The sequence below is a fragment of the uncultured Stenotrophomonas sp. genome (genome assembly GCF_963519125.1).
In the GTDB taxonomy this organism is placed as follows: domain Bacteria; phylum Pseudomonadota; class Gammaproteobacteria; order Xanthomonadales; family Xanthomonadaceae; genus Stenotrophomonas.
In genome coordinates this window covers 29884-48222 of the sequence record NZ_CAUQLJ010000003.1, presented here as the reverse complement: position 1 = coordinate 48222, position 18339 = coordinate 29884, and the positions used below count along the sequence as shown (strand labels likewise).

At 61.8% G+C, this 18339-nt stretch carries 21 protein-coding genes; 14 read left to right on the top strand and 7 right to left on the bottom strand.

What is annotated here, in order from left to right:
• Positions 1-6: 6 nt before the first annotated feature.
• Together ltaE and RYM47_RS03075 are read left to right on the top strand one after the other, a co-directional pair.
• A complete protein-coding gene (gene ltaE, locus RYM47_RS03080; RefSeq protein ID WP_315386007.1) occupies positions 7-1086 on the top strand; it encodes a low-specificity L-threonine aldolase in 1080 nt (359 codons plus the stop codon).
• Positions 1083-2018: an alpha/beta hydrolase gene (locus tag RYM47_RS03075; RefSeq protein ID WP_315386006.1), complete on the top strand. Its 936-nt coding sequence runs from the start codon at positions 1083-1085 to the stop codon at positions 2016-2018. Before ltaE ends, RYM47_RS03075 begins: the two co-directional genes overlap by 4 nt.
• Before the next feature lie 50 nt (positions 2019-2068).
• On the opposite strand, the gene RYM47_RS03070 is transcribed toward RYM47_RS03075, so the two are convergent.
• Together RYM47_RS03070 and gcvA are read right to left on the bottom strand one after the other, a co-directional pair.
• On the bottom strand, positions 2069-3589 hold the full coding sequence (locus RYM47_RS03070; RefSeq protein ID WP_315386004.1) for a DUF1254 domain-containing protein: 1521 nt from the start codon (positions 3587-3589) through the stop codon (positions 2069-2071).
• Between the two features lie 68 nt (positions 3590-3657).
• On the bottom strand, positions 3658-4611 hold the full coding sequence (gene gcvA / locus RYM47_RS03065; protein WP_315386003.1) for a transcriptional regulator GcvA: 954 nt from the start codon (positions 4609-4611) through the stop codon (positions 3658-3660).
• Positions 4612-4708: 97 nt separating this feature from the next.
• Between gcvA and RYM47_RS03060 the strand changes: the two genes are divergently transcribed.
• From RYM47_RS03060 to RYM47_RS03045, 4 genes are read left to right on the top strand one after another with little or no spacing between them, the layout of a single operon-like run.
• Positions 4709-5530, top strand: a complete 822-nt coding sequence (locus tag RYM47_RS03060) for an MBL fold metallo-hydrolase (protein ID WP_315386002.1) — start codon at positions 4709-4711, stop codon at positions 5528-5530.
• The gene (locus RYM47_RS03055; RefSeq protein WP_315386001.1) at positions 5527-6381 is read left to right on the top strand and encodes an MBL fold metallo-hydrolase; all 855 of its coding nucleotides are present in this window, start codon (positions 5527-5529) and stop codon (positions 6379-6381) included. Before RYM47_RS03060 ends, RYM47_RS03055 begins: the two co-directional genes overlap by 4 nt.
• Positions 6378-7064 carry a hypothetical protein gene (locus RYM47_RS03050; protein WP_315385999.1) on the top strand — a complete coding sequence of 229 codons (687 nt, stop codon included), beginning with the start codon at positions 6378-6380 and terminating at the stop codon, positions 7062-7064. The genes RYM47_RS03055 and RYM47_RS03050 overlap by 4 nt, the downstream gene beginning before the upstream one ends.
• A gap of 24 nt (positions 7065-7088) precedes the next feature.
• Positions 7089-7457: a nuclear transport factor 2 family protein gene (locus tag RYM47_RS03045; protein WP_315385997.1), complete on the top strand. Its 369-nt coding sequence runs from the start codon at positions 7089-7091 to the stop codon at positions 7455-7457.
• A 13-nt stretch (positions 7458-7470) separates the two neighbouring features.
• On the opposite strand, the gene RYM47_RS03040 is transcribed toward RYM47_RS03045, so the two are convergent.
• Entirely contained in the window at positions 7471-7950 is a 480-nt protein-coding gene (locus RYM47_RS03040) for a DUF4126 family protein (RefSeq protein ID WP_315385995.1), read from the bottom strand.
• Between the two features lie 171 nt (positions 7951-8121).
• Here RYM47_RS03040 and RYM47_RS03035 point away from each other — a divergent pair, with 171 nt between their 5' ends.
• Entirely contained in the window at positions 8122-9285 is a 1164-nt protein-coding gene (locus RYM47_RS03035) for a zinc-dependent alcohol dehydrogenase (protein ID WP_315385993.1), read from the top strand.
• Positions 9286-9302: 17 nt separating this feature from the next.
• On the opposite strand, the gene RYM47_RS03030 is transcribed toward RYM47_RS03035, so the two are convergent.
• Positions 9303-9833, bottom strand: a complete 531-nt coding sequence (locus RYM47_RS03030; RefSeq protein ID WP_315385991.1) for a hypothetical protein — start codon at positions 9831-9833, stop codon at positions 9303-9305.
• A 546-nt stretch (positions 9834-10379) separates the two neighbouring features.
• On the opposite strand from RYM47_RS03030, the gene RYM47_RS03025 reads away from it, so the two are divergent.
• The gene (locus RYM47_RS03025; protein WP_315385990.1) at positions 10380-11189 is read left to right on the top strand and encodes an OBAP family protein; all 810 of its coding nucleotides are present in this window, start codon (positions 10380-10382) and stop codon (positions 11187-11189) included.
• A 31-nt stretch (positions 11190-11220) separates the two neighbouring features.
• Here RYM47_RS03025 and RYM47_RS03020 read toward each other — a convergent pair whose 3' ends face one another.
• From RYM47_RS03020 to RYM47_RS03010, 3 genes are all read right to left on the bottom strand, one after another.
• On the bottom strand, positions 11221-11769 hold the full coding sequence (locus tag RYM47_RS03020) for an isochorismatase family cysteine hydrolase (protein ID WP_315385989.1): 549 nt from the start codon (positions 11767-11769) through the stop codon (positions 11221-11223).
• A 15-nt stretch (positions 11770-11784) separates the two neighbouring features.
• Positions 11785-12423, bottom strand: a complete 639-nt coding sequence (locus tag RYM47_RS03015; RefSeq protein ID WP_315386276.1) for a DUF6766 family protein — start codon at positions 12421-12423, stop codon at positions 11785-11787.
• A gap of 102 nt (positions 12424-12525) precedes the next feature.
• Positions 12526-13023 (bottom strand): DUF892 family protein, encoded by a 498-nt coding sequence (locus tag RYM47_RS03010; RefSeq protein WP_315385987.1) that lies wholly within the window; start codon positions 13021-13023, stop codon positions 12526-12528.
• 736 nt (positions 13024-13759) lie between these two features.
• On the opposite strand from RYM47_RS03010, the gene RYM47_RS03005 reads away from it, so the two are divergent.
• The 6 genes from RYM47_RS03005 to RYM47_RS02980 all read left to right on the top strand — a co-directional run bounded on the left by RYM47_RS03005 (position 13760) and on the right by RYM47_RS02980 (position 18125).
• Complete coding sequence (locus RYM47_RS03005; protein WP_315385986.1) at positions 13760-14335, top strand: DUF6624 domain-containing protein; 576 nt, start codon at positions 13760-13762, stop codon at positions 14333-14335.
• 415 nt (positions 14336-14750) lie between these two features.
• Positions 14751-15071, top strand: coding sequence for a hypothetical protein (locus RYM47_RS03000; protein WP_315385985.1), 321 nt, complete (start codon positions 14751-14753; stop codon positions 15069-15071).
• Between the two features lie 103 nt (positions 15072-15174).
• Positions 15175-16074: a hypothetical protein gene (locus tag RYM47_RS02995; protein WP_315385984.1), complete on the top strand. Its 900-nt coding sequence runs from the start codon at positions 15175-15177 to the stop codon at positions 16072-16074.
• Between the two features lie 117 nt (positions 16075-16191).
• The gene (locus tag RYM47_RS02990; RefSeq protein WP_315385983.1) at positions 16192-16848 is read left to right on the top strand and encodes an NAD-dependent epimerase/dehydratase family protein; all 657 of its coding nucleotides are present in this window, start codon (positions 16192-16194) and stop codon (positions 16846-16848) included.
• Between the two features lie 170 nt (positions 16849-17018).
• Entirely contained in the window at positions 17019-17447 is a 429-nt protein-coding gene (locus RYM47_RS02985) for a hypothetical protein (protein ID WP_315385982.1), read from the top strand.
• 57 nt (positions 17448-17504) lie between these two features.
• Positions 17505-18125: a hypothetical protein gene (locus tag RYM47_RS02980; RefSeq protein WP_315385980.1), complete on the top strand. Its 621-nt coding sequence runs from the start codon at positions 17505-17507 to the stop codon at positions 18123-18125.
• The last annotated feature ends 214 nt before the right edge of the window (positions 18126-18339 follow it).

Below are 18339 nucleotides of genomic sequence, written 5' to 3'. Positions count from 1 at the left end.
GGGGAAATGGCCCTCCGGGCCCGTTACCGCCCACACTCAGCGAGTTCCCAGATGCAGTGGATTGACCTGCGCAGCGACACCGTCACCCAGCCCACGCCCGCAATGCGCCAGGCCATGGCCACCGCCGAAGTGGGGGACGACGTCTATCTGGACGATCCCACCGTCATCCAGCTCGAGCGCCTCGCAGCCGACATGCTCGGCAAGGAAGACGCACTGTTCGTGCCAACCGGCGTTTTCGGCAACCAGCTGGCCGTGTTCACCCATTGCCGACGTGGCGATGAAGTGATCGCGGGCGATGACTCGCACCTGGTCTGGCACGAAAACGGCGCTGCGGCCGTGATCAGCGGTGTACAGATGCGCACGATCGCCAGCAGGCAGGGGCTGTTGGAGCCCAGCGAGATCGAATCCCGCATCCGGGTAGGAGAGGACATCCACATCCCGCGGACGGGGCTGATCTGCCTTGAGAACGCGCACGGCAACGGCCGTGTAATCCCGTTGGCGACGATGGAAGCCACAGCAACCCTCGCCCGGAAGCACAGCGTTCCCATCCACCTGGATGGTGCACGCGTCTTCAACGCCGCCACCTACCTGGGGTGCGACGTGAAAGCGATCACCCAGCATGTCGACACGGTGATGTGCTGCCTCTCCAAGGGCCTGGCCGCACCGGTCGGCTCCATCCTGGCTGGCCCGGCCGCCTTCATCAAACGCGCCCGCTACAACCGGAAACTGCTGGGAGGCGGATGGCGCCAAGCAGGCGTCATCGCCGCGCCGGGCATCCTTGCACTTACCGAAATGACCCAGCGGCTGGATGTGGATCACGACAATGCAAAGTACCTGGCTGAGCAGCTGTCCGAAGTGCCGGGTATCAACGTCGACATGGATGACGTCCACATCAACATGGTGTGGTTCGCGCTGCCGGACGGGGTAGACATGCCTCGCATGATGGAGGCCCTGGAAACTGCAGGCATCCGGGCCAACGGGGCGTACGGCGGCAAGATGCGACTGGTGACCCACTGGCAGATCGACCGCGAAGCCATTGATCGGACTGTATCGGTGATCCGTAGCGTCGTGGCCGAATGCGCATGACCCGCCTTGCCGCGCTGGCTGCACTCCTGCTGTTGGCTTGTACCCATGTAAGTTCCGCCGCTGAGACGACTTTCTCCGAAGAAGTCCCGCTGTGGCCGGAAGATTCCCAAGTCCTGAAAGTCGGCATCCGGGAGCTTGCCAAGGAAAGGAATGCAATCACCCATCCGTCTTTCCTTGTCTATCGCCCCCAGAAAGCACCTTCAGTGCATGCGGCCATCCTCGTTTTCCCCGGCGGCGGCTACAAGTCGGTGGCGATCGGACCCCAGAGCACGCTTGGGCTCTACGGGTCAGATGTCTGCAAGTGGCTGACCGATGCCGGTATCACCTGCATCCTCGTGAAGTACCGCGTTCCGAACACCGGCTGCAACTGGAACAAGGAAACCAAGCGGCATGAGCAACCCAACGTGCCGATGGCCCTGCAGGACGCACAGCGGGCCCTCTCACTGGTCAGGTTCAACGCTGCCAGGTACGACCTGGACCCCGCCAAGATCGGCGTCATGGGCTTCTCGGCCGGTGGAAACCTTGCGGTGCTGTCCAGCACGGCATTCAAATCGCGCGTGTATGCCCCCATTGACGAAGCCGACCACGTCAGCATCCGGCCGGATTTCGCAATACCGGTCTACCCGGGGCACCTGACCATGGAGCACAAGAACAAGACGCCCAAGGCTGTTGCCGCACAGGAACTCAACACCGACGTGGTCGTATCAAAGGATGTACCAACGACACTGCTGGTACACGCCAAGGACGATCCCACGGATCCGTATTACTACTCCGAAGTGTATGCACGCGAACTGCGCAAGGTCGGCGTTGATGTTCAGGTCAATCTCTACGAGACCGGCGGGCATGCGTTCGGCGTTCGGAAGCAGGGCGCGGATACAGATTGGTGGATGGACGATGCCATCCGGTGGTTGAAGAAGATCGAGGTTCTCTGACTCACGTCGCAACCCGTGAGACTGAAGTCCAATGCCCGGCTGCCGCCATCCTATCGCGCTTCCCGGACTGCCTCAGGAGCTTTCCACGTACCATTGTTTGCTTCGACCTTGGGCCAGTACTCGCGCAGAATCATGAAGAACGGCCCCTTGGGCGCCGGCAACCAGTTCGCTTCGCGTTCCTTGCCCGGGGACTCGTTCTGCACGTAGAGGGTGACGCCACCATCAGGGTCGCGCACAAGGTCGGGGACCATCTGGGAATTGATCAGATAGCGCTGCAGGGAGTTCTCGGTCAACAGGCTTGCCGGCAACTCGTACATCGTGAGTGACCAGAACGCATGCACGGGTGGCAATTCATCTGGCGCAAAGCGAAGCGTATAGCGATTCGCTCCGTCCAGCGGTTTTCGCTCCGAGTCCACAAAGTAACTTGGATAGACCGCTTCGTCTTTGGAATTTCCGTAGATGCCGAGCACCGCCGCGCTCATGCGCTTCATGTAGTCATTTTGCAGGAACTCCCGGGTGCCGAACCCATCTGCGCTGCTCAGCTTTACGGTGTCGACCTGCTCGGCTTTGTACTGGGCAAATTCGCGCCACGCATCGGCCATGCCGGCCTCGATCGCGTCCCGCTGCTCCGGAGAGAGCGAGGCAGCATCAAACGACCCTCCTGGGCCAACGCCGAGCTTGGCGAAGCGCTCCATCAACGCCTTCTCAGATGGGTGGATGGGCGTGAACTGAAGAACAAAGTTGAGCAACCGGAAGAACTCAGGGGAGGTCTTCTGCGCGTCTGCCGACAGCGGCGCCATGAACTTGATCGGGGGAGCGCGCGGAGGCGCTTTGGTACCCGCGAATTCCGACAGCGTCTGCACCTTGAACTGCTCCTGGATCCGCTTGACCTCGTCAATGTCATCACTCCCGAACAGTTGCGTGCGGAAAATGACAAAGGCAAGCTCCGTCTCGGACCGAATCACCTTATTGATCCCGGGTGGCGCCTTGCCTGTCCAGCCAGGACCTGCGAGCAGGTAATGACCCGCTTTCGACCCCGTTGCACGACTCCCCACGTACGCGAAGTTGTGGGTGTACATGTCGATGAATTGAAGCGAGTAGTACCGCGTCTCAGGCACCGCAGGGACACTGATCACAAGCGGTTCGCTGCGCAGGTCCACGCCAAGGAAGCTGTAAGGCGTATCCGAGTTGGGTGTCTGGATCGCTTTGTCCTGTGGGGTATAGACGCGCGCAATGTTGTGGATCTCATTCCAGCGGCCTTTGTACTCCGGATTGCCCGGGTCGACAAAATAGGAGTACTGGACCCGATAACTGTCGACCATCGGGAAGCCGTAGATATAGGCCTCTTTAGCCAGCCGGCGCAGCTCAGCGGGAGCTGCCATCGTCGGGTGAGCGCCGTCAGTGCCCGGCTGGGTAGGTTTCGCGCCTGCGGCCGCCGCCACATTGAGAAAGAGCGCGAGGGCAGAGCCCAGCAGTGCACTCCCGCAGCGAAGGGCCTGGGCGAGGGATCTCGCTGGCGCCATGCGGCCAGCGCTTCCGGTCGTCGTTTGCCGAACGTAGTTGAGTTCCATTGTCTGGCGCGCCTCGACAAAGTCGCCTTATTTAGCGAAGCATTGAGCGTTCCTGTAAATACGTACTTCTACTGGATCGCCACCAACGGCCGGCACTGCTCATCCCGCAGCCACTGGCAAAATGCCTCGATATCAGCACGCGGCTGCGCGGTTTCACGTTGGATCAACCAGAACGCGTACGCATTCCTAAGTTCCTGGTCCAGTGGCCTCACCAGCCGACCTTGACGAAGGTCCTCTTCGACCAGCGGAGCCAGGCCCAGCGCTACACCGTGGCCTGAAGCTGCTGCCTCCTGGGCAAGATAGATGCTCGCGAAGACGGGCCCCGAGGCTGCGTTTACCTTCCTGGCACCCGCTGCGGCCAACCAGTCAGACCACGCAGGAACCCCGGCGCGGCCGCTCGCGCCCTCATCGTGCAGCAGCGTGTAGTGGCGCAGGTCGTCAGGATGCTGCAAGCGATGCTGACTGTCGCTCACCAGTGTGGGCGAGCACACGGGAAAGACAGGCGCCTGCATCAACACTTCGGCACATACGCCAACGTAGTTACCGGGCCCATAGCGAATGCCGACATCGAAGCCGTCACGGTGGAAGTCCGCGCGTTCGTCACTGGTATCAATGCGTACCCGTACATCGGGGAATGCCTGGTGGAACCGGTGTAGCCGGGGGACCAGCCATTTGGCAGCGAATGATTCCATGGTGGTCACCCGCAGCTCGGTCGGCGCGCGCGTTCGGGCGCGATCCAGCGCCCGGTCCAGCTGCCCGAGAAGCTCGCCCACGGAGGTGGCCAATGCCGCGCCCTCCGGGGTGAGCGCCACAGATCGATGGTTGCGCTGAAACAGGCTGACCCCGAGGTAGGCCTCCAGATGCTTGACCTGATGGCTGACGGCTGCCGGCGTCACGAACAGCTCGCTGGCTGCCGCATTGAAGCTCAGGTGGCGTGCCGCCGCTTCAAAGGTGCGCAGCGCATTGAGTGGGGCGGACGGGCGGGCTTTCACGGGCGCCTCGCGGAGCAGGGTCTGCCGCATCGTATCGCGTTAGTTTTCTAATGCCATGCGCAAAACAACTCGTTTGCCGGCGCACGTGGGGGTAGCGACGATGCCCCACCTTCATCGGGATATCCCCATGCGAATCCAGGAACTTGCGCCAGACGTTGTGATGTTCGTCGGCGATGCCGTGGAATCGGTCGCCACCGCCTTCATCGATGGAAAGCGGGTACTGCTGGTCGATGCCCTGGGCAGCCAGGACGATGCTGCCGAACTAAGGGAGGTGCTCTGCGGGCAGATGGGAAAGACGGTGCAACTGGTGGCCGCCACCCACTTCATGAGCGACCACATTGCCGGCATGTCGCTGTTTCCCGAGGCCCTGACTCTGGCGCACCGCCATCACCGGCAGGCCTTCCTCTCCCAGAACCGTCCTGTAGCGTCGCTCTACCGGGAGCCGGACATGGTGTTCGACAACATGGCGCTTCGCTGGGGTCGGCACCAGCTGCGCTTCCTGTACAACCCAGGCAAGACGATGGACCACGTCAGTGTGGATGTGCCAACCGCCGACCTGGTCTGCGCAGGCGACAACATCGTGGGCAATATCGTCTATCTCTCGCGGGCTGATCCGGCACTGCAGCGGGCCGCCATCGGCCGCATCCAGCAGTTCGGGCGGGGCAGGGTGGTCGGCGGCCACATGGGCGTCTTCGACGCTGTCGTACTGGATAACGCACTGCACTACCTGAGCCGCGTGCAGCACATCGTGGTGGACATCCGCTTGAGGGCCGCCGCTACGCAATGGGCAGAGCAGATTGCAGCCATCCGGTTGGAAGACTGCATCGCCCCGGGAATCGTGCCCACCGCCTTCGAGCGCGAGTGGCATGGGCGCAACCTGGAGGTGATCGTCACGCAATCCATTTTCGCCCTCGATGCAGCACTGGATGCCCGGGACCGCGTCGCATGAGCGACCTCCATCATCGCAGGCGGTTTCTGGCAGGCTGCGCTGGCGCAGCTGCGGCGGCATTGATGCCCTACGGCATGATCGCCACAGCCGCGTCCGTCCGCACCCTTCGGGCCCAGCGACTGGCATGGGCGGGAGTGCGGCTGCAGTTGCCCGACAGCACGCTGTTCATCGATCCCCTGACCAACCCTGAAGCTTGGGGCAGGGCGCTACCTGATCGCTTGGTGCCGGTCGACGATCCAGTGGGGGAGAGCCACGTACTGGTCACCCACACCCATTCCGACCACTTTGACGCAACCGCAGTGGCGGCAGCCCTCAGGAACGGTGGTGTACTGGCGTACCCCGCAGGCCTGCAGCCTTCGCCGTGGCCCGAGGGCGCACGTGCCCGCCCCAGCCCGCTATGGGAGCCGCAGCTACTCGGGGACTTCACCGCCACACCGGTACCGGCCTCGGACGGGTACGGCGACACCCAGGTCTCGTGGGTGGTGACAGCAGGTGGGCGGCGCGTCTTCCATGGAGGCGACACCCAATGGCATGGTCACTGGTGGCGCATCGGCCGTCAGTACGGGCCCTTCGACGCTGCGTTTCTACCCATCAATGGCGCCCGCTTCGGCTGGCGCGAGCCGATAAGCGGACAGCCCGGCGTGCTCACCCCCGAGCAGGCGGTGGCCGCTGCGGTTATCCTCGGCGCTCGGGTACTGGTGCCGATTCATTACGGCGTCAGCGGAATGGACAAGTATGTCGAAGTGGACAATCCGCTTGGCAAGGTTCGCCAGGCCGCACGCGAGCGGGATGTCGCTTTGCAGATTCTGGAACCGGGCGCGTGGTTGCAGTGGCCGGAAGGAGCACTATGAAGTCTCTGAACTGCATCATCATCGTCATCGCCGCGTCCTCCCTGTGCACGAACGCACGCGCGGAGGAACAGGCAAGCCCCAAGCGACCCACGGTCGAGCAGTTGCAAAAAGTGATCGTCAGCCAGTCACCGCAGACGCGGGTGCAGACGCCGGACAACGAGCGCATCACCGCACGCCGAATCGACATCGTGGATGAGAAAGGGGTTATTCGAATGACCCTGTCCGGCCAGACGCCTGCGCCCATCATCGACGGCATTCAGTACAAGCGTGCATTCAATGTCGCGGGGATGGTGCTGTACGACGACAAAGGCAGTGAGCGCGGCGGCTTCGGTACGGCGGACGGGGACGGCGGAATGGCGGTGCTCGCGCTTGACCACCCTGCAATGGATGCCATTGGCTGGCGGGTATCGCCGGACGGCGAGGTTCGCTTCTCGATCAACCAGGCACCGCCGCTGATTCGCGAACCCCGATTGGACAACCGTCTGATCCCTGGCGTGCAGACGCCAACCCGCATCCAGATGGTGGTAGGGGCCGACGGCACGCCCGCAATCGCGCTCAATGACCACCAGGATCGCACCAGGCTGCGCCTCACGGTGACGCCGGAAGGCTACGGGGCCATCGAGTTTCTGGACGCGCAGGGCAAGGTGATCCATACACTTGCACCGGAAGCAGCGCAGCAGTGAGCCATCCAACTACAGGAGGTTCGAATGGAAACTGAGATCCGTCAGCACGAAGAAGCACTGCGCCTGGCGATGCTCACCAGCGATTTGGAGGCACTGGACTCCCTGATCGCAGATGACCTGATCTTTGTGGGGCCATCTGGCGAGGTCTTCCACAAACAGGACGATCTGGCGCTTCATCGTTCCGGTCGGCAGAGGCTGACATTGGCCGAGTGGGAATCCGTAAAGATCACCGTGCAAGGCCACAGTGCTGTAACGGCAGTGGCAGCCCAACTCTCTGGGACTTTCGACGGCGCGGCCTTCTCTGGCCGCTTCAGGTACTGCCGGTTCTGGACGAAGACGGACGCCGGCTGGCGGGTACTCGGCGGTTCCGTCGTCGCCGTGCCGTCGGGCTAACCAACGATTTCAGTCAGCGGCGCGCTCTTCGCTTGGCGCCCCTTGCCGCCTGTGTGATCAGTGCAGCGCTCCCTACGGCGATGGCATCTTCCACGGCACCAGTACTCGTCTGGCCGTACCGGGCAATTGCGCGCATGCGCAGATTGAACGTCACGTAAGCCATTCCCACCGCTGCGCCAGCGCCCAGAAGGGCGCCCAGTTTCCTCTGCCGATGGGGCGCGAGAGCCGCGCCGGCAATCATCCCCGTGGCAACCCGCGCCACCATGCCCGCCGGAACGATCCGATCCGGCGCTGTCTTCATCTTGTCGCCGATGAGCTCACCGCCAGCCAAGGCAAGCATGCCTGCCGAGGCGAGGTTGTTCGACAACAAGCGCGGCGCACCATTATCGGCTGGAAGGTTTCCGCTCCGCGCGGCATTCGTCACGGCGGCCAAGGGAGTCATCGCGCGCATCCCGGCAACGGCTCCCATCAAAATCGAATGTATCAAGGCCATCAGGTTCTCCTGGCGCGAAAGGGGAGGGGGCTAAGCGTCCATTGCATGCTGAACCTGCGACCATGATCACAGCGTCTGGGTGGCATCCACATCCCCACTACACATCGGTCACCGACCCGGAACGCAGTGAGCGGTATCAGTGGTTGCACTTATCACGCAAAAGGAGCCGCAATGCGCGCGTTGACCTACCACGGCAGCAAAGACGTTCGGGTGGACACCGTTCCGGACCCGACGTTGGCCGCGCCAGATGATCTGATCCTTCGCGTTACGGCAACCGCCATATGCGGCTCGGACCTGCACCTCTATCGCGGCAAGATCCCTGACCTCCACACCGGCGACGTGCTCGGTCACGAGTTCATGGGGATCGTGGAGGAGGTAGGCAGCGGCGTGACGGACCTTAGGGCGGGTGACCGTGTGGTTGTACCGTTCGTCATCGCCTGCGGTGAGTGCTTCCACTGCAAGCTGGCTGAACATGCGGCGTGTGAGACCACAAATACCGGCAAGGGGGCAGCAGTAAACCAGAAGGGCATTCGTCCACCGGCCGCACTGTTCGGCTACAGCCATCTATACGGCGGGGTATCAGGCGGCCAGGCTGAATACGTGCGTGTCCCGAAGGCCAACGTAGGCCCGCTCCGCGTGCCGGACGCGCTGCCCGACGAACAGGTCCTGTTCCTGTCCGACATCCTGCCCACCGGCTACCAGGCCGCGATCAATGCGGGCGTCAAACCGCGGTCGACCGTGGCCATCTTCGGCGCCGGCCCGGTAGGCCTGATGGCTGCCGCATGCTGTCGCCTTCTGGGTGCCGAGACCATCTTCATGGTCGACCATCTCGCATACCGGCTGGCGTTCGCCGCGCAGACTTACGGCGTGACGCCAGTTGATTTCAGTCAGATCGAAGATCCAGCGCAGTACATCGTCACCCAGACCAACGGGCGCGGCGTGGATGCCTCCATCGAAGCGGTCGGCTTTGAAGCCGAAGGCAGCGCGCTTGAATCGGCATTGACCACGCTCAAGGTGGAAGGCAGCAGCGGGGTGGCGATCCGCCAGTGCATCGCCGCCACCCGCCGCTGCGGCACGGTGAGCATTCCGGGTGTGTATGCCGGCTACCTGCATGCCTTCCTGCTGGGCGATGCATTCGACAAGGGCCTGACCTTCAAGATGGGTCAGACCCACGTGCAGGGGCTGATGCCCGAGCTGCTGGACTACATCGGGGAGGGCGCGCTCGACCCGGGCGTGATCATCACCCACCGTCTGCCCCTCGAAGAAGCCGTTCGCGGCTACGAACTCTTCGACCGCAAGGAGGAGGATTGCCGCAAGGTGATTCTCATCCCGTGACGCAGTTGGTTGTGCGCTCAGGCTCCGCGGTAGGAGAGACAGCGTCGGAACTCAACAAGCGCGGGCAGCACCGTTAGTATCAGCGCGGGCGCGATAGCAAACAGCCATATGTCCAGTGGGGCTGGCTCAAACGTCAGAGCAGCCCCACCTTGGTTGTCTGGCATGGACCAATAGACCACGCCTACCGCAATCCAGGGGGCCAGGTCCAGGATGCTGTGAACGTGCTGCTCCACAGGGCGGATCGCTCTCGTCGGATAGGCCACCCGCGTGTCCCAGTAGCCTGTGATCGCATGCAGGGACACCAGTGCCAGCAGGACCGCCAACAGCGAGGGCGATGCCCGAAAGCAGAGCCACAGAACTGTTGCCAGCCCAAGGATGCCGATTTGGACCAGATGCAGCCTGGACTCTCTCAGCCCAGACGTGGCCTCGATGTTGCTGGCCCTGTGCAGCCGGAAGTCCATTGCTCCTGCCGCAAGCCAGAGCAGATACAGCAGGTGACAACCGCTCATGCCCATGACTAGGGCCTGCCGCTGGCGGCGATGTCGCAATCACTGTTCATCGTGGTTCCTGCGTGAGGGCCAGGGGTGGCTCCAACGAGAACCCTAAAGAGTACGCAGGCACGGCGGTGTGTAGCCTCCTGGCACGTGCCCGTGCGTGGCCGGATGTTTGACACACCATCTACGCCACGATGACGCGGCGTGCTCCCGGAAAAGTGGATATTCCCAGCTAGTATTCCCCTGGACCATGTTATGAGTGCATACCCACAGTTTCGAGCCGCCACGCCCCGAGTGATCCGAATTGAAACGGCAGACCTTTACGTGGGCGATGCCACCACTGCAGTCCAGCTGGACGCCATCCCCTGCGAGACATGGATCCAGAACCTGCAGGCACTGTTGAGCGAGTCACCGGAGCTTGCCGGAACGCGCGTGGAAGTAGAGGGTGCATGGGTCCACTTCAACGGAATTCCGAAGGCGGGTGGCCCCGTTGCCCCTTGTCTGCTGGACTTGATCGCGGCTGCTGGCCACATGGCCTATGCGCCTGCCGCCGTTCGGGCGCCCTCGTCCGCCCTGAAACCCATCTGGGCCTGAAGCACGATGCGTCGGACCATCCTATCCGCAGCCGCAGCGATTGCCTTGACCGCCTGCGGAGGCGGAAACACCGAATCCAGCGTGCAGGCTCCCGGGGCTGAGGAAACAGCCAAGACGAAGGCCCTGGAGACAGGCGCGGCGTTGCTCCAAAGCCACCCACCCATCGATGCTGTCAACGCGTATTTGGATGGTTTTCATTTCTACAACGGTCGACTCAAAGTCCAGATGGAGGCGCACCACTACTGCTCCATCCTCAACGAGGATGTCATCCAGTGCACCATCTACGATGGAAACGTGAAAGACGCCAAGCTGATGGGTGTGGAATACATCATCAGCGAGAAGCTGTTCTCTGGCCTGCCTGAGCAGGAGAAGGCGCTCTGGCATAGCCACGTCCACGAGGTGAAATCCGGGCAGCTGGTCGCGCCGGGAATTCCCGAGCTGGCCGAGCATGAGCTCATGGAAAAGCTTGTCAACACATACGGAAAGACGTGGCACACGTGGCACACGGATCTCGACAAGGATCTTCCCCGAGGAATGCCGCAGCTGATGATGGGTTTCACCGCGGACGGGCAAGCCGACCCCGAGATGCTGGCCGCCCGCGATGCCCGGCTGGGCGTCAGCAGCGAAGACAAGCGGGCGCGCCGCGCCGATATCCCCGCCCCGGCCATAGATCCTGGAGCAGATGCCTGGCAGACGGGGAGGGTGGTCCAGATCCAGGACGGGACGGGCGCGCACGCTCACGGGGCCGAGAGCGATGGTATGGAGTCTTCCAACCGCAAGCAGAACGCCACCTCCACGGGCACGCCCAGCAAGTAACGATTGCGCCCCGTATGTCGGCGCGGGTTCTTCAGCGGCGTAGATAGGTCGCCAGCTTGACGACACGTGCCGCCTTCGAGTCATGCAGAAGTCGCAATGCGGTGGTGCGCGTGGAGCCAATGCCGGCCACCGCCTCCTGCACCACGATTGTTTCGTACTCCCTCGCATTGCTGTCGAAACAGGTAGCGGTGATGCAGGACTCGGCAGTCATTCCTGCAACAACGAGCTCCCTCACCCCGAGTTTGGCAAGGAGCACGGAAAGCGGGGTGGCGAGGAAGGCAGAGTGCTTGGGCTTGAGGACGAAATAGTCGCCGGGCTGCGGCTGCAGGATCTGGGCGATCGCTGAGGACTCGCCTTCGGTGGCCAGACAGACACTCACCAGTTCCTTGAAGTCCATCTGCCAGTTGGCGAAGTTGTCGTTCGCGTAGATGACCGGGTTGCCGCGTTCCCGGAAGCGCCGCGCGAGCACTGCTATTTTGCCGGCGGCCTGCAACGCCTTGGGTTTGACCTGGTCAGCTTCCGGAAAGTCGAACAGGGTGAACATGTCGATGATCAGAAGCGCAGGGGTGGAGTGGCTCATGGAACTTACGACCTCTCAATCGCCCGTCTGGCTGTGCGGGGCGGCCAGTGCTTTCGACTGGGGCGAGTCCTTCTGACGCAGGAAAATGGTCAGGATGACCAGTGACAGCACAGCCAGGAATTCGCTCTGCCAGTTCTGGAACGACTCAAACCAGAAACTGCTGCTCCAAAGGTGCTCCCACCAGGTCGGGGTGGGCTGGCCAAGCGCCAGCTTCTCATCTACCTCGGCGCGCCAGCTGCCTGCCAGGTGCAAGGAAAAGCTCATGAGGAACAGGGCGCCGAAGGCGATGGCCAGGGAATGCCCGTACAGGGTTTTCCAGAACCCCCCTTTGCGAACGGCCCAGGGCGTGGGCCCAGCCTCGATGCGTTCCTCTTCCTGGGCTTCGTCCAATGGGCGCGATTCAGCCGACCCCTTCTGACGCAGGCTGACAGTCAGCAGCACATACATGCCCATCTGCAGGAACTCGCTTTCCCAGTTCTCGAAGGTGGCGCTGACGAAGTGCCCGCTATGCAGGTAGTGCCACAGGTCCAAAGGCGCACGGTGCAGTTCAGCGAGTTGCTGATTGTGCGCCAGGAAGCCGGTCCAGATCTGCCCGCTCAGGAAGCAGAGAAGCAGGAGGAGTAGCACGATCGATAAGCCGTTACGTTTCCACATACCCATATCGCCCAGAATCAAGCAAGCGACCCAACGTTAGCCCTGGCCACGGGGAAAGCCGGTGAAGGAGCGGCACCAGGTGCCGCTCCCCGAGGTTCAAGCTCACGCCGCCTGGGCTGCCTTGGCGTTTCCACCCGATTTGGCCAGAAGGGTCAGCTTCTCATCGGTTGCCTTCTCCTCCTCCAACGTTTCAAGAAGGAGCGGCAGCGCGTCCTTGTAACCGAGCTGCTTGGCAAGCGCCGCGATGGTGCCATACGAGGCGATCTCGTAGTGCTCCACCTTCTGGGCGCCACCGATCAGCGCGGCGTCGCGCACGGGACCTTCTTCAACCGACTCGATGACTTCCTTGCCTTCCTCGACCAGCCCTTCCATGGCGGCGCACTTGATGCGCTTGAGCTTGATGCCCAGCACTTCCACGACCTGGTCGATACGCTCGATCTGCCCCTGCGTCTCTTCAAGGTGGGTCTCAAACGCAGCCGCAAGATCCGGGTTCTCCGCTGCCCGGGCCAGACGGGGTAGGGCTTTGGTCAGCTGCTTCTCGGCACTGTAAATGTCGGAAAGCTCGTGGACGAACAGCTCTTCAAGGGTTTTGATTGCCATCTATCGTTCCTCTGCAGGGTGAGCCGATAGATTCGCGCCAGCGACGCTTAAAGACCGTGAAGTCAAAGGCTTGAACGACGAGGTTTTCTTCACGTGGCGTCCCGGTTTCCCTCACCACGAGAGCGTCGAAAGAGGTTATCAAACCCTTGTCCGGCACACCCGGATACGTGCAGAATCGGCGAAAGGAAACCGGGAGGCTACATGGACGTACGCTTGGCATTACTCGCATTGTGTTTATTGGTCTCGTCGACTGCCGTCGCACAGATTCACACCGCCACTGGCCCTTCCCCAAAGCCGATCCCCGCCGCGCCCAAGGCGGCGTACAACTCGATGTCCACGACCACCACGCCCTTCAACTGCGAGCAATATCGGTGGCCCAATCACCCGGATCCGAGGGTAAAGACATATTGCGACCAGCTGGAGGCGAGCACGCTTCAGGGTGAAGCCCGTCGGGCCGGGCGGCCCGGACCATCTGACGACGTGATTCGTCTGCCGGCACTGGGTAGTGATGCGGCGGCAAAGTCAGGGCGCGCATGTGTGGGTGGCTAGGCGATGCGCAAGCTGCCGAATGGGTGGGAACAGGTCTCCTCACCTTCTGGCGGTTGGCAGCGGTGCAGGGCAGAGTAGGGGGCGACTGAACGGGAGGATCCCACCTGAGCTCCTCGGGCGCCCTCTCCAATAATACGTTTAATCACCGAGCCGATTAATCGATCGATAAGATAGCAAGGAGAGCTTCGTGCTGGGACAGGTGATCAGGTATGTGCCACTTATTCTCTGCATTTTGTCTTCCAGCGGATGCGCAGTTGCCCAGGCCGCACCTTTCGATGAAGATCGAATTGCTGAGGAATTAGTGGCGATGGAGTTGAGGGACCAAGAGGTAAGAAGCGCACAAAAGGTTGACGTGGATGAAGTACTCAGAGTTGACGCACAGAACACCCAACGGCTCAATGAAATCATGAAGTCGATGGGCTGGCCGCGCATCTCTGCGGTCGGAAGAAAGGCGGCCGATGCTGCGGCATTACTGGCCCTTCATGCTGATCGAGATCCGCAGTTTCAGCGCCGGGCCTTGGAGTTGATGCAGCCACTGGTTGAGACAAAGGAAGTGAACCCAGAGCAATTTGCCTATCTCTGGGACCGAACGCACGTTCCTCAGCGGTTTGGAACGCAAGGGGGATGCTCCGGCACTGCGTGGGCTCCAGGCGAAATTGAAGATCCCGCTCAAGTTGAGTCGCGAAGGGCAGCGATGGGCATGAGACCTCTTTCCGAGTACGTAGCGATAGCTAGCGAAATGCTATGCCAGGCCAAGCAGTGAAATTCGGGGCCGTTTGCGCGGCATGTGTCAGTAGCGACAGCTTCGAAGCGAAGTCGTAGAGAGCGCTCCGCGCGCCCGCGCCAGCCGGAACTGCGACCCAGTGCTTTGGTAAATGCGCGCCAGCACACGAATCTCTGCGAACTGATCCTTTCGCGACATGCTTTTTGCAGCTGCGCCGACGTGCGCCTCCGGTGATTGAGGAATCCAATTTCCAGTACTCTCACGCCGGTCGCATGGTGTGTCCTGGGTGTCAGAACCCGAAGCGAATTTCGTACATTGCATGGCTTGTGTCGGGAGGGCGGCGGAATACAACACCCTCGTGGAAACACGTCGCACCGTTTTGATTCGCTTCACGGTTCTGAACCTCCCGACTCCCTCGCCATCCCGGCGAGGGAGAACACAGAGGAGAACCATCATGCACGACGACTGGACCAACTTGACCCCCGACCAACGCGCGCGTCTCAGGGGCTTCTGGCGCGCGCCAAAGAGCGTAATGATCAATGCGCTTCATCATGACGGGCTCGAGACGTACCCCGGCTGCCCAACCATTCCGTGCCTGAAGGCGAGGGGGCTGTGGATGCGTGGACTGGGCATTGAGCCTGGAACGCGGATGTACCTGGGTATAGGGCGCGAGCTGTTTGTCCTGGCGGCTGACCCGTCGCCGGAGGCGCTGTCCAAGGCGATGGTCAGATTTGAGAAGACCGGGGGTAGTTGGAGGCTGGGGCCGGTTGGGTGAGAGAGGCAACAAGCCGGGCGCCGATAGCGACGCCCCGGCTGCCGTCAAGGCATCCCGTATGACACGCTAAGATGAGGGACGATCAACAGACGAACCTGGGTTCATGGCAGCAAAGCGCATCCTCCTGACACTGGCGGCAGCATCCCTTGCCCTGGTCGCGTGGCTGACATGGAAGCCCTCCTCAGTTCCCACCCATTCCGCGCAAACGAAGGCATCGGCCCACAAGCACGCACCGCCAATTTCCGCCGGTACCCCTCAAACGGCTGACTTCACCACGGCCATCCCCCAGCGCGCATGGTTCCTGGCACTGAAGCAGCGCGCTGACGCGGGCGACCCAGCTTCCCAGCGCCTGCTGGCACAGGCCTACGACAGATGCATGTACGTCAATCGAAACGTCGAACAGTACAAGGAGCGGATCCAGCGAGGCATCCAGAGCGCGGCGACCGAAGAAAAGGCAACCGTGCTGGGGTACCTGCTGCAGCACGTTCTGCAGGAGTGCGCTGCCGTGGAGGGCGGGGCACAGATCGACTGGGAAGATATGCGCCTGCTGTATGCGCAGGCTGCACAGGGCGGCGACCTGCCTGCACGGGTCATGGAGACCGTCTTCAATCCTCAGCCACCACTGAGTGAGGAGCAGGCGACTGCGCTGCTTGAAGAGGTGCTGGCGTCCCACGATCCTGCGGCGATGTTTGCCTTGGGTGATGCCATGGGTGAGTTCATCGGCATGCAAGTCGCCGAGCCCTACACGCCTTTGGCCGAGGGCGAACTGGCCGGGCGCGCTTGGCAGGTCGCGGCCTGCCGGATGGGCTTTGAATGCGGACCAGAAAGCCCGCCTGCCACCAGGCTGTGCCTGCTGCAGGGCTGGTGTTATGAGGGCACTTATGAGCAGGCCACTCGTAGACGGTTGGGAACCGATGCCGAACGCGAAGCGTTGGACCGCCGGGTCGCGGCGATCCTGCGCGCGATGACACCCGACGCCGGGGCATTGAGCAGGGAAGGATAATGCACCTGGGCACCGGCATTTCCGCGCGCTTAGGGCCATAGAGGCACCCACAACCCCATCACTCGATGCGGGCGATAGTTTCGGTCGCAATTTAGCAATACGGCGGAGGATTCGATCATGAAAGTTCTGTTGACCGGTGCAACCGGGCTGGTGGGGCAGGGCGTGGTACGTGCCTGCGAGGCGTCTACTGCGGTCGACCGGATGGCGGCACTGGTCCGCAAACCGGGCAATGCCGGCCCGGGCAAGGACGAAATCGTCCTCTCCGACTTCATGCAGGCCGCCATGATTGCCAACCGCCTTTCAGGCTTCGATGCTTGCTTCTACTGCGCAGGTGCGCCCCCGGTCGGCACCCCCGAGGCGGAGTACCGGCACGTCACGCTGGAGGTCACCCTCGCAGTCGCGCGAGCCTGGGCCGAGGCAAACCCAGCGGGCTGCTTCCTTTACGTGTCGGGTGCCTATGCGGACCCGACCAGCCGGGTCATGCCGCTGCGGATCAAGGGTGAAACCGAGCAGGCACTTGGCGCACTGCCCATACGCACCGTGATGCTCCGACCGGGCGGGGTAAGGCCGGTCGAACATACCGGAACCCGCCACGGCGCATTGAAGCCGCTCTACCTCCTAGGTGGGCCGCTGATGAAGATGGCTGAGCACCTGGCGCCCTCGATGGTGACGAGCAACGAGACCATCGGCCGGGCTATGATCGCACTGGCGGGGCAAGCGCGGCCCCCGGCGGTGGTTGAGTGCGCGGAGATCAACGCTTTGGCGGGGCATTAAGACGCAGGTTCGAGAGCAGTAAGGGTAGCATCGCTTATGCGGAGCTAAAATCTGCTACGTGCAAAGCTCTGTGGATTTGTACCATTGTTTCCCAGGATATTTTAGTAGGTAATATGGCCGCTATGAACCGGGGTCCTTGCCTCTCCGTCAGTGCCCGTGTGGAGATTCTTGTGCTCTTCATCCTCTTGGCAGTCGCACAAATCGGCAGCGCTCAGGCCCAGGATCTTCAAGAAAGCGTCTCGGTCTGCGCCATTCGCGAACGTCCAGATCTCTATCTGGGCAAGGTGGTGACTGTCACCGCAAGCTACGCGACTGATTCAATGCACTTTGAGTATTTGACGGATCCTGGTTTCTGCCATGGCGCGCTGGACATTGGGTTCCGAGTGCCAGAGCGCGAACCCTCGGTCGATGACTTCAAGGCAGCGCGGAAGGCACTCTGTGAATCGGAAGATAAGCGATATCTATGCGTCGTTGAAGGGGTGGTGACCGTGCGAGGCCGGATCGCCGAAGCGCACGGTGCGCACCTGCAGCCGGACGCTACGGTTCTGGTTATCAATCCTTTCAGTGCCAGCGATTGGGAATTCAAGAGTGGACGTTAGAAGCGCCCGCAGGCCCCTGGCGTTACCCCCGGGCCTTGCGCCGGGCGCGGGCTATCCATGAAACGACAGATGATATTCAGTTCCATTGACCTGCGCTGGCGTCGCATTGTCGCGATATCGGCCATTCTCGTTGCAGGCATGCTCCTCCTGACGATCATGGGCCAACAGACCAGGCCGATTCAGGTGCCACCCGAAGTCGTTGATCCGCCATCCGCATTCCAGGCGCCGGCGGCGTTCGAACAAGCAAACGACATTGCCGTTCTTCGCGCTGTGCTGAAGAGATCATGTGAAGCAGGTAGCCCGGTCGTATTGGATTCGAAGCCTAGTGATGAGAACCAGAGTCGCAGCAGTCGGAGCTTCGAGAACTTCCCGGACGAACTTGCCTGCGCCAGGGTTGAGATTGTTGACTCGCGCAAGCTTAAGGACCTCTTCAGCAGGCCCTATCACGGCAGAAAGAACACCACGCTCGTAGGCGGTTGGGGAAACTTCTATGCCGCATATCCAGATGCCACTGGTGTGATCACGCTCAGTCTTCCGACGTACCCGTCATTGACTTCGGCTGTGGTCAAGCTCGGCCGCACCTGCAGCTACAGGTGCGGCGCAGGCTGGGAAATCCACCTGACCAATATCAAGGGAGAATGGGTGGTCCGTGACATACGTTCCACCTGGATCACTTGAGCCCGCGTTCAAAACGACTCAAAGTAAAGTAGCGTCCCCGCCACGCACTCGAAGGGATACCGCAATGGATATGCAGGTAAGCAGTCGCGACGGAACGCAGGGTAGGGCAGCCGTAGGTGGCTTGGCCCTTTCCCTGCTGTTTGTTCGGGTTGGGGGCCTTACGGCTCCAAGCAACAGTCCTTTGGCGAACTGGCAGAATTGCGCAAGGCTCGCA